The following is a 15,105-nucleotide window of genomic DNA, read 5'->3' as shown; positions in this document are numbered from 1 at the left end:
AGATAAGAATCCTTTAATTAAGAAAAGGGGGAAAGAATGAAGAAGCTTTTTTTTCTAAAGTTTCTTTTTCTTCCTTTTGTTTTCCTCTTAGTTTTCTTGTTCATTTCTCATTCAAATACAGAAAAGGAAAATCGAATTAAAAGTAATTCAGAGAAGACAATCTCCGAACTTGAAAATTTATACGAAAAAACTCTTGACAAAAGAAAAAAGATTGAGTCTCTTTACGAATCGGACGTTGAGAAATTTGGCTTACTGAAAGAATGGAAACGGCAAGAACAAAATATAGAGAAGAAACTTAAAGAGGTTGAGAAAATCGGGAACATAATACTCAACATCAATCTCTACAGACAGAAAGGTTATTGTGATAACTCTTTCTTAGCAAGACTCGGGAAGAAGTCTTCAAAAGATGTCTTTAACTATTACGGACTTAATCCTCTCTCTAAAAAACCAATAGAAGTAGGTTGTCGAGAGTTTTTAGATGCTTATTACAAGACTTTTTTATCTTCCGCCAATTCTGTAAGAAACGAACTTTTAGCCTACTCTTCCCTTCTTACAAGATTTGAAGTTGCAGAGACAAAGTATACAGAAAATAGAAAAACACTTGAAAAGCAACTAAGTGAAGTGGAGACAAGAGCGGATGAAACCCTTGGAGAGATCGACTCTATAATGAAAAAATACGCTAAGAAGTACGCTTTTAATTCTAAGGAAATAGAGAGAAAGGGACAGGAGTATATAAAAAAAGTAAATTCGATGAAAGAAAAGGTTAAAACAATACGACAGGAGATAGAAAAATTTTTAAAAGTTGATATTCCTCTACATCCAAGTACTTCCACAGCTCCTACATTGGCTCAGTTAGAGGGAATTTTTAAAACCTTCAAGGAGGAATTTTCAGAACTTGATAAAGATTTTTTTGTTGTTTTAGAAGGGAAGAGGAAAGAATATAGAGGAGTTTTTACAATATACTATTGGGACGAGAGTTCTGAGCGGGATAATACAGAGGCGAAGAATTTTGAAAAAAGTCTTTCAGAAAGGCTGTACAACCTCCTACGTTCCATAATTTCACGTTCCACATCGAACGATGTAGCAATTTGTACCCATCGGAATTGTGTTATAAGAGAGACAGAGCTCAGGAATATAGCCGAAACTGCATTTGAAAAGTTCAAGAGATGGAGAGATGATTCTTACGAGCTCTACGTTGATGATATTTATCCGGTTTACTTCCATCTCTATAAAATAATAGAAGGGAACACAACTGAGACCAAATGGGTAGAAGTGGATAAAAAAGAATGGGAAGCATATCCAAAAGAAGGAGTTATCATTTCTGCCAAACCGATAGGCTATTTCAGAGAACAAATCATTTCTGAGTCGAAAAAAATCTACTCTGCATTCGTAGGTAATCCAAATTACGGCCATTATGTAAACAACGATGGGAGCTCTCTCTGGGAGTGGTATGGAATATATAGATTCCTTTCAGACCTTTTTGGAAAAGATAGAGAAGACTCCTACACTGGGACAGGAAGGTATAAACCTATTGACTATAGAGATGTTTACGAGGATGTAAAAGAAAGATACACCTCTTCTACTTATTCCGGCTCCGGTTATTCGATAAGAAGAGCAGGTGTAAGGGTAAGGGGCGGAGCTTTTGGAGGTGGTGGAAAGTAGAAAATCTTCAACAAAGGAGGGTTTGATGGTGGAGATTATAGCAACAGCTCTGAAAGAAACAGTTATAAATTCCGTTTATCTTTTGGCTTTTGTTTTCTTTGCTTTTCTTACTATTGAGTTTTATAGACTGTTCTTTAGACTTGGACATTCCGAAACTGAAAATTTAATACGTGGAGCTCTCATATTTGCTCTTGCAGTGGCAACGTCTCCTCTTTACACAGGAGAATCTTACGGGTTGTTGTTAGACCTTTTCTACATAGGTATCTATTCTCTAATTGCTCTTTTTCTTATGGCTTTGGGACACGTTATCAATGACTATGTTATTTTTCATAAAGTTAAAAATCTGTTGGAAATAAAGAATGGGAATCTCTCCTTAGCAGTGGTTGAAACTGCCAATCTCATAGCAACGGGAATAGTCGTTGAAACTGTAATAAACAACTATTTTTCTCCAGAGATCGATCAGGTAGGATTAATCTTAAAGCTTTTAGGAATATTCTTTCTCGTACAATTGTTGTTAACCTTTAGTATTTACCTTTACGAAAGATTATACGAGCTCAAAGGAATCAATCTTAGAGAGTTAATTTATAAAGGAAATATATCTGCCGGTATCAACCTTTCTTCTCTATACATTATAACTTCATTCCTCATAACTTCCGTTTTTAGTCCGGAAAAGTCTTTAACGGCTATGGTTATGTTAACTCTTATCTACTTTATCTTTTCCGTTATTCTGCTCCTCATCTTTAAGATTCTTATTGATCTTCTAATTCTTAGGGAAACAACGATAAAGAGGATTATTCAGGACGATAACTACTTCAGAGCTCTCTTCATCGAAATGGCGATGATTTCTGTCGTGTTCATCTATCAGTTCATAGCTTAGGAAGTTCGGGAATGGCTAGAAGCTTGGCCTTGTGGCTTTCCCTTTCAATTTTTATGACCGGAGCGTCCGGACTTATTTATGAATACTTGCTTTCTACAACTTCATCCTACATAATGGGGAGCTCCATAGAACAGTTTTCTATAACCATTGCTCTAATGCTCCTTTTTATGGGGCTTGCAGGATATTATCAGAAGAACATCTCAGATAGAAATCTTATAGAAAAGTTTATCGTTGTAGAATCTGTTCTTTCTCTTGTTGGGGGACTAAGTGTAGTAATAACCTACTTCTCCTTTGCCTATCTTGAAAACTACGAGCTAATCTACTACCTGACTGCTTCTTTTATAGGGTTTCTCATTGGACTTGAGATTCCGATTGTCTTGAGGATAAATGAAAAGTACATAAAGAAATTGAGTGAGAATATCTCCTTTATCTATTCTGCTGATTATGTTGGAGCTTTTGTTGGAGCTCTTGTTTGGGTTTACATAATTTTAAGACACTTCTCCCTTGTACAGGCTGGATTCATCACAAGTGCAGCTAATCTTTTGGTAGCAGTTATTACTCTCTTTGTTTTTGAAAGAAAGAAAGGAATACAATACAAAAAAGTAATCTACTTGCTCGTGGCTCTCGTATTTCTCATTGACATTGCTGGATTTACTTTAAGCAGAAAGATAGAGAAGTTTTTACAAAGACCTCTTTATAACCAGCCTGTAATTTTCCACGAGAGGACGAAGTATCAGGATATAGCAATAACGAGAAACAAGAAGACAGGAGAGATAAGACTCTACATAAACGGTAATCTCCAGTTTTCCTCTGCCGATGAGAAGATTTATCACGAGCTCCTTGTTCATCCTGCCATGAATCTTGCGGGGAACAGAAAGAACGTTCTTGTTCTCGGAGGGGGAGATGGATTGGTTGCGAGAGAAATTCTCAAGTATTCCAACGTTAATATAACGCTTGTTGATCTTGACAGAGAGATGATAGAAATAGCAAAAAGAGAGCCTCTCGTTGAAATAAATAGAGGTTCTTTTCTCAACGATAGAGTAAAAGTTATCAATACGGATGCGGATGTTTTTTTGGTGGAGCTCTTAAAGAGAGGTATCAGAGAGAAATATGACGTTGTAATTGTTGATCTTCCAGACCCTTCAACGGTAGAACTTGCAAAGCTCTACTCGGTAGAGTTTTACAGAAAACTCTTTTATCTCCTAAGATCGGATGGAATAATGGCGGTTCAGTCAACTTCTCCTTACTTTGCTCCAGATGCTTTTACCTGTATAGAAAAAACGATAGAAAAAGCAGGTTTTAATATTCTCCCTTACCATTATGACGTTCCATCTTTTGGAGACTGGGGATTTGTGATAGCTTACAAGTTTTCAAAAGAGGAGCTCGACAAGAAAATAAAAGAAGTAAACTTCAATACCGTTAACCTTGAAGTCCTGACAAAAGAGATGTTCCTTGCTTCCTTAGTCTTTCCAAAGGGTTGGATTAAGACCAAGAAAAAAGAGATTGAAGTAAACAGTATCTTCAGCCCTGTTATTGTCCACTACTACAATGACAACGCTTGGGAAACTTATTAGTTTTTTTTACCTGCTCAATTTTTCAATTTCTACGAGATTACTTCTTTAAAGATTTGCTTGAAAGCACGCACTCGAAGAAAATCACGATTAAAAAAATCTTCTACTTCCAAGGTTCAAAACCAAAGTCATTTATTAAATATTCTGCTTTCTAGCAAAGGGTATTTATATATTCGTCAAAGTCTTCACACTCACCCAAGGCTACTCGCAATTGAGAAATAAAAAGATTTCCCATCTTTTCATGATAACTTTCCCAATAGTAAAGGATATTATCTCTAGATTTTAGAATCGATTCAGGCGTCATTAATATTGATCCGGGGAGAAGTTGGAAGGAAAAAAGGTGGTTATATAGCCATTGCGGAGTTAGAAAAAGAAGATGGAAGTTTCCACTCAAATAATGAAGGTATTTTTCACTTTGGTTTTTCGGAAGATGAAATAAAGAAACTTTATGAAGAAGTTGGTTTTAAAGATATCAAAATTGTTATAGTTAATGTAATCCATAAAAACAATAGAGATTACCCTATATTTCTTGCTTTAGGAAGAAAATAGAAAAGGGGGAAGAGCTCCCCCTTCATAGAACGGACTTAGAGTGGCTTCTTCTTGTAAATTTTTACAGGTTTTACGTACTTTTCAACAATTTCTTTTGTTCCAAAAGCGTTAAGCAGTTCGAATAAGAATCTAAACTTTTCCTCAAGAGCTTTCATCATTGGAGCTTTAACTTCTTCTGGTAAGTTCCAGAATTCCTTCTTAAACTTTCCGAACCCTTTCTTTCTTGTCTTGTAAATAAACTGTTGTTCTGTCCAACCTTCTTTCCATTCATTCTTAAGTTCTGTTTTAAGCCAGTTGTAAATTTCGTTTTTGAACTCTTCTGGAAGGTAATCGTAGATTATGTTCTGGAATCCTGTAGCAAGGTGGATTTCCGCCGTTTTTACTTCTGGGAACTTGTGGAATAGTTCGTCAGGTAAAGTGGAAGCTCCATGTTGAACAGCTCCTGCCATTGAGTACTTTTTCCTTGCAACCTCTCCAATCTTTTCAAGAACGCTAAAGTCAAGTTTTACTTCTGCCACACTCCCGTCTGGAAGAGGCACTCCTCCATGTTCTGTTCCAGTCTGAACACTTATCTTGCTTATTCCAGCGTAGTTTCCATATTCTTTTAATGTTTCAAGATAACCTTCCATGAATGCTTCAAACTCTTCAGGAGTTGAGTTCTTACCCCCGATGTGTCCAATCTCTCCACCAACGGAAACAGTAACTCCTTCTGGTTCAATTTCTCTTATGAAAGCAGTCATTTTAGCTGTGTTAAGGTAGTTGTGGTATTGCTGTTCTTTTAAAGTTTCCTTACTGTAGTCAACAAGAGTTGAAGGGTCTATGTCAATGTTATAAAAGTCGGCTTCAATCGCTTCTTTAGTTAAAGCCTTAATGTTTTCAAGTTCTTTTTCTGGATCTTCTGCGTACTTTTTAGCGTTAAACTGGAAGTGATCTCCTTGAATGAACACAGGTCCTCTAAATCCTTCTTTGATAGCTGCAGCAAGAGTGCAAGCTGTGTATTCTGCAGGTCTTTGGTCTGTATAATCGATTTCGGATTTAGCGATTTCAAGGATGAATGATCCCATATCTTCTTTAACGGCAACTTTGAAAATCTGTCTCATAACATCGTAAGTCATTCCCCTTATGTTCATAGCTGGAACGGTAAACCACTTTCCAATCTCTTCCTTAGCCATTCCGTTCACGTAAAGATCATGAATAGAAGCTGGAACTACGTCAAGCTCTAAAGCAATTGCTCTTATAAGCCAACGAGCTGTCTTCTTCTCTTCTTCACTACCAAAAACAGCAGTGTAAACAAGGTTATCTATTAACTCACTTCTAACTTTTTGTTCGTCAAGGATTTCCACTCTATCTTCTTTTACCTCAACAATTCCTTCTAGAGATTCCAGAATCTTTTCCATTTTTCCCTCCATTTGATTTTAGAATTGCTTAGGAAATTATAAAATTTCGCTGTCATGAAAAGAGCTTGGATTCTCTGTATCATTTCTATCTTTTTGTGGGGTTGCGTTAGCCTTAAGGGAAGGGATGAGTTTTTTGGGCAGCCAGCTAAGCCTATTAAACCTAGTTCGGGTTGTGAGTCTACTTACAAAGTAAATGGTAGAACTTACTGTGTTAAAGATGTTCCTTCTGGATACGTTGAGTATGGAGTTGCTTCTTGGTATGGTCCCGGTTTTCACGGCAAACGAACTGCTAACGGCGAGATATATAATATGTACAAGCTAACCGCGGCACATAAGACTCTTCCTCTAAACACTTATGTAAAGGTAATAAACCTTGAGAATGGAAAAAGTGTTATTGTCAAAGTAAACGATAGAGGTCCTTTTGTTGAGGGAAGAATCATTGACCTTTCTTACGCAGCGGCTAAAAGACTTGGAATGCTAAAAAAAGGAACTGCTAAAGTAAAGCTCGTAGTCCTTGGCAAAAAAGTTAACAACGGATATAAATCTGTAAATTTAGAAAGGGGAATGTTCTACGTCCAAGTTGGAGCCTTTAAGAACAAATTAAATGCTTTTAAGTACAAGAATAAGATTCTTAACGAGTACGGAATCCAAACAAAAGTTATAAAACTCAATGGTTATTACAGGGTATTAGCCGGTCCTGTTTCAAGTTATAAAAAAGCAAAGCAGTTTAAACTAAGGTTAAAAAGAATGGGACTAAGTGGTTCATTTATTATTAGACAGTGATTGGAGGAAGTGTGAGAAGTCTTTTATCAATAGATACATCTAAGATTCCCTATAAAGAGTATGATGCTGTTATTGTCGGTAGTGGAGCAGCTGGACTGTTTTGTGCAATTACGCTTTCTAAGCTTGGTTTGAAAGTGTGTGTCTTGACGAAAGAAACTGCCGATACAGGTTCTACAAAACTTGCTCAAGGTGGAGTGGCTGTAGCTCTTTCAAAAGAGGACAGTCCAGAACTACACTTTAGCGATACTGTAAAGGCTGGAGCTGGTCTTGTAAAAACAAAGACTGCAAGAATTTTGGTTGAGGAAGGAGTTAAAAGAGTAATTGATCTTATTCGAATGGGAGCAAATTTTGAAAAAGAGGAAAATGGTTTATTAAAGTTTACAAAGGAAGCTGCACACTCGGTAGCAAGAATTGTTTACTACAAAGATAAAACTGGTGAGGAAGTAGAAAGAGCTCTTCTTGAAAACTACAATCAGGACTTAATAGAGTTTGCTCAGGTTAAAGAACTTATCGTTAAGGACAATAGATGCTATGGAGTGATTTACGAAAAAGATGGCATAATACAAGCTATCTATGCTCCAATTACTGCCATTGCTACGGGAGGAGCAGCTGGAATTTATCTAAAGAATACCAATCCTCCTACCTCAACAGGTGATGGAATAGCAATAGCTTTAAGGTATGGAGCAAAACTTCAGGATTTAGAGTTTGTTCAGTTTCATCCTACAGCTTTCTGTGACGATTCCGATTGCTTTCTCATTTCTGAGGCTGTAAGGGGAGAGGGGGCAATCCTTGTTGATGAAAACGGCAGAAGGTTTATGGGAGACTACCACCACCTTTGGGAACTTGCTCCAAGGGATGTAGTAACTAGAGCAATAGAAACTCAAAAGAGAATATGTGGTGGAAATGTTTATCTTGACTTTAGACCAATAGAGAGTAAAGGCATAGATATCTTTAAAAGATTTCCAACTATAACTTCAGAACTTTTAGAAAAAGGTTTGAATCCCAAAAAAGACCTAATTCCAATTACTCCGGTAGCTCATTACTATATCGGTGGAATTGCAGTAGATAGCTTTGGTAGAACTTCGATAGAAGGACTTTTTGCAGTAGGAGAAGCTTCCTGTACTGGCGTTCATGGAGCAAATAGACTTGCAAGCAATTCTTTGCTTGAGTGTTTCGTCTTTGGAGAAAGAACTGCTTACGGAGTGTACAGAGATTGGCAGTACCTCCACCAAGATTTCTGTCCCGTAAAGTTAGAACTAAAAGAAAAAGAGCCAATTAATAAAAAAGAATATTCTTTTAAAGATGTTCAAGATATTATGTGGAATTACGTTGGTATCGTTAGAAATGCCAAATCTTTAACAAAAGCAATAGATAAACTTTCCGAAATCGCAAATTCGAATTCTTCTTGGCAAGTAAGAAACAGTGCAACCTTAGGGCTCGCAATTGCAATAAGTGCAATGAGAAGAGAAGAGAGCAGAGGAGGTCACTATAGGAGTGATTTCCCTTACGAAAGAGAAGAGTTTAGAAAACACAGTTACTTTACACTTTCCGATTTGAATAAATTATTATAAATATAAGCAAATGTAAATTTCAGAGAAACTACTAATTTTTGATAAAATGAATAACAAAGTAATAAAATAGGGAGGAACTATGAAGAAAGAGAAAAAATGGAATAGAAAAACTCTCCTATTACTAACAGCTACTTTAGTTTCTGGGTTAACATTTGGAGGATGTTCAGTCAGTACAAATGATACTACAAGTGATAACCCAGCAGAAGAAACTACTGAAGCAGTAGAAGTAACCATTATTGATGGACGTGTAGATGGAGCTAAAGTTTTTGCAGACTGTAATAGAAACAGAGTTTTTGATAAAGGAGAACCTTCTACTATTTCTATAAATGGAACTGCTAAACTGAACATTCCATCCAGTTGTGATTATAATGAAATAATAGCTATTATGGATAATGCTACAGATATAGACCTTGGAATAAAAGTTAATGGAGCTCTTATAGCTCCAAAAGACAGCGAAGTTGTTTCACCTCTTACCACTTTAGTAGCTGTTAAACCTGAAATAAAAGAAGTACTTAAGAACTTAGGAATAGAAGAAGAACCAGAAAAACTAAACTATGGCGAAGCATGGAATACGTTAGATGAAACAGCAAAAGCGTTTATTGCCAATTTAGTTGTAGCGACTAATACCATATCTAAAGAAGTAGGAGACGAAAATTTAAAAGTTAAAGTAGTAGAGGAAGTTGCTGAAAATATTGCATCTAAGTTAGAAACATTAAACACAACGGTTTCTACAGATACAACAAATGCAACTCAACTACTTGCTGATATTGTTACAGAAGCGATTACTTCAGTAGATCTTGTAGAATCTGCAAATGAAACAGAATTAAAAGAAACCATATTAAGCTTTTCTGAAAATGTTACGGAAACAGATGATTTTGCTGATTTGAAGGAAACACTTAATGAAACTATATCAACCTTAGAAAATGCTGTTGAGACCATAAACGCTACAACAGAAAGCATTTCTGATGAACAGGCTATAACTTATCTCGTAGAAGGAAGATTTGACCTTCTTAGAACGCTTCTTGAAGGAAAAACAGATACAGACGCCAAGAAAGTTGCTTATGCACTTTCTGTTCTTGGAACATCTGTAGATAATAATTTCCTCAGTAAATTGGGATCTTACATAATACCCGGTTCAAACTCTCTCTTTGATATTTCAGAATCTACAAAAGATGTAAATGATGTTTCTCTACCGGAATGGAAAGAAAGTGTTAACTCTTTAGTAAGTGATCTTAATACAGCAGTTAAGGAACTTGAAAGTGTATCTGATACCTTAAGATTCACAATACCTTCAGATATTGCAGACAATCAAACTTTAGTTTTTGATAAAGCTACCTTAGACACATTAAAAGGACTCCTCCTATCTAAAAAAGCCTTCTTAGAGTACCTTTTAGCTTATGATTGGAGTGTTTACGAAAACTCAACGGAAGAAGGAATTCTTCCTTACTTAGAAAAACTAACACTTGTAGACTCTTCTCTTATCTCTTCTGCAAAATCCGATGCCCAGAAAGCTTTAGGGTATCTAAAAGCTGTAGGAGATGATGTTAACAATGCAGATAACTTTACACAGTCTATTCTTTATAACGCTTTGGGAGACGACAAAGACGAGGATACAGTTAAAGCCGATATTGAAAACACAGCAAGTATAACAATTTCTGATCTTATGGATAGCTTGTATGGATCGACGGTTATAGAGTCTCCAGATAAAGAGAGTAATGCAACAGTAGATTTATCTTACCTCTTCTCTAATCCTCTTGATGGATCAAAAATAAGGCAAGATGTAGAAAATGGACTTGTAAAGGAATTTAGCGTTTGTTCTGAAGTATGGCAGGGAGGATATTACGTTTACAACTCTACAACTGGTACTGATGAATGGGTAGAATATACTACTTGTGAAGACAACGAAAGAGAAATTTGGTTTAAAAAGGATTCCTACCTATACACCTACTACCAATCTTTAAGTCCATCAATAAAGATGTATGAAAGAAGTTATGATAATGAAACTTGGTACACGTTAAGTGATAATGAATACTGGAGTTATGACTATGCTCCTGTGTATCCGTATCCACCTCTCATAGGTATCTATCCTACAGAAAGTTCAGTTTCCACGTTTTTAGATTCTGAGATAGGTTCTTCTTTCTATATGATTTATTGGGATAATAGCATTATTCCAAATGCAACTTTGAACAAAGAAGAGGATAGATATTATCTCAATGATGAATATAATTCTACTTTCTTTGAGTTTCTTACAGATGAAGTGATCTTTTTATCCGATAATACTATCGTTTTATCCTATAACCCTGCTATGGGAGGCTGGGGACCAGTTTTTGCTCTATCCTTTGCTTCCTTAGATGAAATTAACGAAAACATTGACGGAAACTGGAAAATTTATTTCTATGACAGTACTATCAAGGCGTGGAAAGATTCCAACGTTTGCGTTAACGTTGATACAACTCAAAATAAAATGACTCGCTATGTAAACGGCATTGAAGATTCTAGCTCAAACTACACAATAAATACGGATAGCGGTTGGAATCTTATACATTTAGAAAGTGCAGAAGTAGACCTTTTACCTGTTGAATTTGTTAACAATAATGAGTTAGTCATGATGAGATTTGAAGAGTATAGTCATTTACCCGTAATCTGGTTAAAAGTTGATAAATGCACTCAATAAACTTTTTTTTGGAGAGTACCTTCAAGGTGCTCTCCCTTTCTTTCCAAAGGTAGTGAATAATGGAGAGAAAAAAACAGTTTATAAAGATACTTTCTATTGTGCTTATTGCTGTAAATGTCCTTCTATTCTTCTTTTTCCTGAGAAACAACACTACAGATGGAGAACTCAGTAAAGAGCAGACAGAAAATAAACGTTTAGTATTCGTTCACGATAAATTATCGGTAGAGATAGAATACGAAAAAAAAACTCTAAAACTTCAAGGATTATCTTTTCCGCATTCTAAGATTAAGGTTGTTAATTCCCGAAAAGGATATGTAGTCTTTAATGGCACAGCCTCAGAGGTTATCAATAGGAAAAATAGATTAAGGATTAATAACTTTAAAGGTAAGGTTTGTGATGGAGATGCAGAACTCACTACCAAGTATTTCCTCATAGATCTTTCAGATGGAGAAATAATCGGTGAGAAAGTAAAAATTACAAAAAGTGAGCATTTGATCTACGGTCTAAGTAAAAGGAAAGCTATAGATTTTGAAAAAGTATGTTCTTTTATTCGCAAAGGAAAGCTTTAAATATTCTGTAGCACTCTTTAACCTTTTCTATTTCAACATACTCGTTTCTTTGATGCGCCTGATGTGGTTGACCCGGACCAAAGTTAACAGCATCTATTCCGTGATAGGAAAGTTGGGCAACGTCCGTCCAAGCCTGCTTAGGTTCAACTGGAGTTTGGAATTTTTCTATAAACTCCACCAAAATTGGATTATCGATACAAGGTCTTGCAGCTGGAGAAAGGTCTGTAAATTCTACTTCGTCTGCGTTAACCTTATCTTTCAACTCTATTAGGTTTTTTTTAGCTTCTTCAATAGTTTTTGTTGGGGAAAATCTATAGTTAAGATTTACTCTAAATTCTTCCGGAATTATGTTTCTTCCACCGTTAAAGTCTACCATTGTTGCATTAAGGACTTCGTAATAAGTAAGAGTTCCAATCTTATACTCCTTTGGTTCTAATTCCTTTAAAAACTTTAAAAGCCTCCATCCTTTATGAATTGCGTTATCTCCTTCCCAGGGACGAGCAGAATGTGCCCTTTTCCCTTTAAACTTAAACCAAGCGTGAATTACTCCAAGACATCCAACTTGAACTACATTGTCGGTAGGTTCAAGAACAAAGGCGAAATCTATTTCCTTTAAAAGATCAATGTAATCTTCAAAAAGATGCCTTAGACCGTTATCAACGTATGGACCTTCTTCCTTTTCATAGAAAATGAAGAACAGGTTGTATCTTGTATCTTGTTTTGAGAAATCTTCTATGAGTTTCAAGATAACAGCATCACCAGCTTTCATGTCGCTGGCACCAAGACCGTAAAGCCTACCATCTAAAATTTTTCCAGTATATTCATTTTCTCCTGGAACAGTATCAAGATGTCCTACAAGAGCAACCGTTTTTTTACTGGAGTTTAAAGGAGTATGAGCAATAATGCTATTGTTTTTTCTTATTAAGGAAAGCTTAGGATTTTTTTCTCTTATGAAAGATTCAACAAAATCCGCTATTTCTTTTTCATTTCCATAAACGGAAGGGATAGAAATGAGTTTTTGGAGAATATCGACTGGCATTTCTTTCTCCAAAAATAAAAAAATGGTGGGCCCGGGAGGACTCGAACCTCCGACCGTCCGGTTATGAGCCGGATGCTCTAACCAACTGAGCTACAGGCCCATCCTCTTGGTGGAGCCGGTGGGACTTGAACCCACGACCTTCAGACTGCCAGCCTGACGCTCTCCCAGCTGAGCTACGGCCCCATAAATGGTAATGGCGTCCCCGGCGGGATTCGAACCCGCGTCGCCGGCGTGAAAGGCCGGTGTCCTAGGCCTGGCTAGACGACGGGGACGCACTAAGTGGTGAGCCGCCCAGGACTCGAACCTGGGACCTACGGATTAAAAGTCCGTTGCTCTACCAACTGAGCTAGCGGCCCACTTGCGACGTGGGATAATATAGGCTAACGAGAAAAGATGTCAAGTCTATAAGACCCCAAATTTTTTTCTTTTACTCTTTACAAAGTTAAGTAGTTCTTCAATAGGTTTAGCATTTAAAATTTTTTCTCTTCCAACCCATCCTCTTCTTGCAGTTCCAACTCCAAGCTTCATCATCCACATATGATCAACATGGTGAGAATCGGTGTTTATAACTAAGAGAACGTTGAACTTTGTAGCAAATCTACAATCAGCGTCTTTAAGATCCAATCTGTTGTAATAAGCATTGATTTCTAAGGCTGTGTTGGTTTCTTGAGCTTTTTCTAGTATTTTCTCTAAGTCTAGAGGATATCCTTCTCTTTGTCCTATTATTCTTCCTGTAGGGTGGGCTATAACGTTAACAAACGGGTTTTCCATAGCTTTTAAGATTCTCTCTGTATTATCTTGAGAAAACCTTGAATGGATTGCAGCTATAACAAAATCAAGTTCTTTTAAGATTTCATCATCGTAGTCAAGTTTTCCATCTGGTAGTATGTCTACTTCTGCGCCTTTAAGTATTTTTATTTTTCCGTTAAATTTTTCGTTAAGCTTGTCTATCTCTTTATTTCTCCTTAGTAGGTCTTCTTCAGAAAGTCCTCCTGCTACTTTCAAGGATTTTGAGTGGTCTGTAATCGCTATGTACTCATATCCTAGCTCAATTGCTTTTAGTGCTATTTCCTCAATCGTAGATGCACCATCTGACCAGTTTGAGTGTATGTGTAGATCTCCTCTTATATCTTTGTAGTCAATAAATCTTGGAAGTTTCCTTTCTAAGGCTAATTCTATTTCACCGGTGTCTTCTCTTATTTCTGGAGGAGGAAATTCCATCCCAAGAGCTTCATATATTTCCTCTTCAGTTTCTCCTGCTATTCTTAAATCTCCTTTAAAAAGACCATATTCGTTAAGTTTTAATCCTTTTTTAATACATATCGTTCTAAGGTGGATATTGTGAGCTTTTGAACCTGTAAAGTATTGAAGGGCTGATCCGTAAGATTCTTTTTCAATTACTCTAAGGTCAACTTGTTCTCCTTCTTCAACAATAACAGACGCTTTCTTACTTCCTTTCCATAAAATTTCTTTAACGTTTGGTAAGTTTACAAAAGTTTCAATTATTGCTGGAAGGTTTTCTCCGGTTGCCAAAATATCTATATCTCCAACCGTTTCTTTCATTCTTCTTGTCGAACCGGCAACGGAAACTTTATCTACTACTTCACTATCTTTAAGGCTTTTCACAATTCTGTCGGCGATGAAAACGGCAACTCCAAGAAGTATTCTTCCTGAAGATTTTTCGAAAAGTTCTATACCTTTCCTTATCTTTTCTACCTTTCTTAACCCAAAGCCAGGAAGCTTTAAAAGTTCTCCACTTTCTATTGCCCTCTTTAGGTCTTCCAAACTTCTAACGTTCAATTTCTCATAAAGAAGTTTTACTGTCTTTGGTCCTACTCCTGGAATATCAAGAAGTGTAAAAATGGTATCTGGAACGGTAGACTTTAACTTTTCAAATTCCTCTATTTTTCCCGTTTTTAAGAATTCCAAAATTTTTTCCTGAAGTCTTTGTCCTATTCCGGGAAGTGAAGTTAGTTTTCCTTCCTTTGCTAGAATTTCTATATCTTCAGAAAGGTCTCCAATAAGTCTTGCAGCATTTCTGTAAGCCCTTACGTGGTATGGATTATCTCCTATAAACTCTAGGATATCCGCCCATCTATCAAAAATTCTTGCAAGTTCTTTGTTTTTCATGACAACCCTCCATTTAACGATAATGTTAGCGTATAAGCCCTAACCATTGATGTTGTCAAGTGGAAAAAGTTAGATTTTTAAGTCTTTTTCGGAAAAAGTATTAGGCTAAAGGATTATCTTCCAATTTTTTTCTTAATTTTCAATAGACATTTTCTATAATACCTATCTATAAAGCAAATAAGAAGGAAGAAAGAAGAAGTGAAGAAGATATTGGGGATAACCTTCTACACAACAAAAGAAGTAGCAGAAATTCTAGGAAAATCTGAGGCGACCATAAAGAATT

11 protein-coding genes and 4 tRNA genes are annotated in these 15,105 nt (G+C 36.3%); 8 read left to right on the top strand and 7 right to left on the bottom strand.

The features are described from left to right. The first annotated feature begins 36 nt into the window (after positions 1–36). From ABGX27_02600 to ABGX27_02585, 4 genes are all read left to right on the top strand, one after another. Positions 37–1,662, top strand: coding sequence for a hypothetical protein (locus ABGX27_02600; GenBank protein MEO2068381.1), 1,626 nt, complete (start codon positions 37–39; stop codon positions 1,660–1,662). Between the two features lie 25 nt (positions 1,663–1,687). Beyond that, positions 1,688–2,539, top strand: a complete 852-nt coding sequence (locus ABGX27_02595; protein MEO2068380.1) for a DUF350 domain-containing protein — start codon at positions 1,688–1,690, stop codon at positions 2,537–2,539. 11 nt (positions 2,540–2,550) lie between these two features. Continuing rightward, on the top strand, positions 2,551–4,113 hold the full coding sequence (locus tag ABGX27_02590) for a polyamine aminopropyltransferase (protein ID MEO2068379.1): 1,563 nt from the start codon (positions 2,551–2,553) through the stop codon (positions 4,111–4,113). 306 nt (positions 4,114–4,419) lie between these two features. Further along, positions 4,420–4,659 (top strand): hypothetical protein, encoded by a 240-nt coding sequence (locus ABGX27_02585; GenBank protein MEO2068378.1) that lies wholly within the window; start codon positions 4,420–4,422, stop codon positions 4,657–4,659. Positions 4,660–4,694: 35 nt separating this feature from the next. On the opposite strand, the gene ABGX27_02580 is transcribed toward ABGX27_02585, so the two are convergent. Further along, on the bottom strand, positions 4,695–6,056 hold the full coding sequence (locus ABGX27_02580; GenBank protein MEO2068377.1) for a class II fructose-bisphosphate aldolase: 1,362 nt from the start codon (positions 6,054–6,056) through the stop codon (positions 4,695–4,697). 54 nt (positions 6,057–6,110) lie between these two features. On the opposite strand from ABGX27_02580, the gene ABGX27_02575 reads away from it, so the two are divergent. From ABGX27_02575 to ABGX27_02560, 4 genes are all read left to right on the top strand, one after another. Then, on the top strand, positions 6,111–6,839 hold the full coding sequence (locus ABGX27_02575) for a septal ring lytic transglycosylase RlpA family protein (protein MEO2068376.1): 729 nt from the start codon (positions 6,111–6,113) through the stop codon (positions 6,837–6,839). A gap of 11 nt (positions 6,840–6,850) precedes the next feature. Further along, the gene (nadB, locus tag ABGX27_02570; GenBank protein MEO2068375.1) at positions 6,851–8,410 is read left to right on the top strand and encodes an L-aspartate oxidase; all 1,560 of its coding nucleotides are present in this window, start codon (positions 6,851–6,853) and stop codon (positions 8,408–8,410) included. 79 nt (positions 8,411–8,489) lie between these two features. Beyond that, positions 8,490–11,084: a hypothetical protein gene (locus ABGX27_02565; protein MEO2068374.1), complete on the top strand. Its 2,595-nt coding sequence runs from the start codon at positions 8,490–8,492 to the stop codon at positions 11,082–11,084. Between the two features lie 59 nt (positions 11,085–11,143). After that, positions 11,144–11,653, top strand: coding sequence for a hypothetical protein (locus ABGX27_02560; GenBank protein MEO2068373.1), 510 nt, complete (start codon positions 11,144–11,146; stop codon positions 11,651–11,653). On the opposite strand, the gene dapE is transcribed toward ABGX27_02560, so the two are convergent. From dapE to polX, 6 genes are all read right to left on the bottom strand, one after another. Beyond that, positions 11,631–12,692 (bottom strand): succinyl-diaminopimelate desuccinylase, encoded by a 1,062-nt coding sequence (dapE, locus tag ABGX27_02555; protein MEO2068372.1) that lies wholly within the window; start codon positions 12,690–12,692, stop codon positions 11,631–11,633. The two genes, ABGX27_02560 and dapE, sit on opposite strands and share 23 nt — an antisense overlap. Positions 12,693–12,715: 23 nt before the next feature. Further along, a tRNA-Ile gene (locus ABGX27_02550) sits at positions 12,716–12,792 on the bottom strand. A gap of 7 nt (positions 12,793–12,799) precedes the next feature. Then, positions 12,800–12,875: transfer RNA gene (locus ABGX27_02545), tRNA-Ala, on the bottom strand. Between the two features lie 11 nt (positions 12,876–12,886). Continuing rightward, positions 12,887–12,964: transfer RNA gene (locus tag ABGX27_02540), tRNA-Glu, on the bottom strand. 8 nt (positions 12,965–12,972) lie between these two features. Beyond that, positions 12,973–13,048 (bottom strand) — tRNA-Lys (locus ABGX27_02535). A gap of 46 nt (positions 13,049–13,094) precedes the next feature. Continuing rightward, positions 13,095–14,822, bottom strand: a complete 1,728-nt coding sequence (gene polX / locus ABGX27_02530) for a DNA polymerase/3'-5' exonuclease PolX (GenBank protein ID MEO2068371.1) — start codon at positions 14,820–14,822, stop codon at positions 13,095–13,097. Positions 14,823–15,105: the final 283 nt, after the last annotated feature.

It is taken from the genome of Desulfurobacteriaceae bacterium, assembly GCA_039832905.1.
GTDB lineage: Bacteria > Aquificota > Aquificia > Desulfurobacteriales > Desulfurobacteriaceae > Desulfurobacterium.
Note: the sequence above shows the minus strand (reverse complement) of the source record. Positions and strands in the feature narration are given on the sequence as shown.

Coding starts and splice junctions, on each gene's coding strand:
- ABGX27_02560 (MEO2068373.1), top strand. CDS start 11,144: ATGGAGAGAAAAAAACAGTTTATAAAGATACTTTCTATTGTGCTTATT.
- ABGX27_02580 (MEO2068377.1), bottom strand. CDS start 6,056: ATGGAAAAGATTCTGGAATCTCTAGAAGGAATTGTTGAGGTAAAAGAA.
- polX (MEO2068371.1), bottom strand. CDS start 14,822: ATGAAAAACAAAGAACTTGCAAGAATTTTTGATAGATGGGCGGATATC.
- ABGX27_02595 (MEO2068380.1), top strand. CDS start 1,688: ATGGTGGAGATTATAGCAACAGCTCTGAAAGAAACAGTTATAAATTCC.
- ABGX27_02590 (MEO2068379.1), top strand. CDS start 2,551: ATGGCTAGAAGCTTGGCCTTGTGGCTTTCCCTTTCAATTTTTATGACC.
- ABGX27_02565 (MEO2068374.1), top strand. CDS start 8,490: ATGAAGAAAGAGAAAAAATGGAATAGAAAAACTCTCCTATTACTAACA.
- ABGX27_02600 (MEO2068381.1), top strand. CDS start 37: ATGAAGAAGCTTTTTTTTCTAAAGTTTCTTTTTCTTCCTTTTGTTTTC.
- ABGX27_02575 (MEO2068376.1), top strand. CDS start 6,111: ATGAAAAGAGCTTGGATTCTCTGTATCATTTCTATCTTTTTGTGGGGT.
- dapE (MEO2068372.1), bottom strand. CDS start 12,692: ATGCCAGTCGATATTCTCCAAAAACTCATTTCTATCCCTTCCGTTTAT.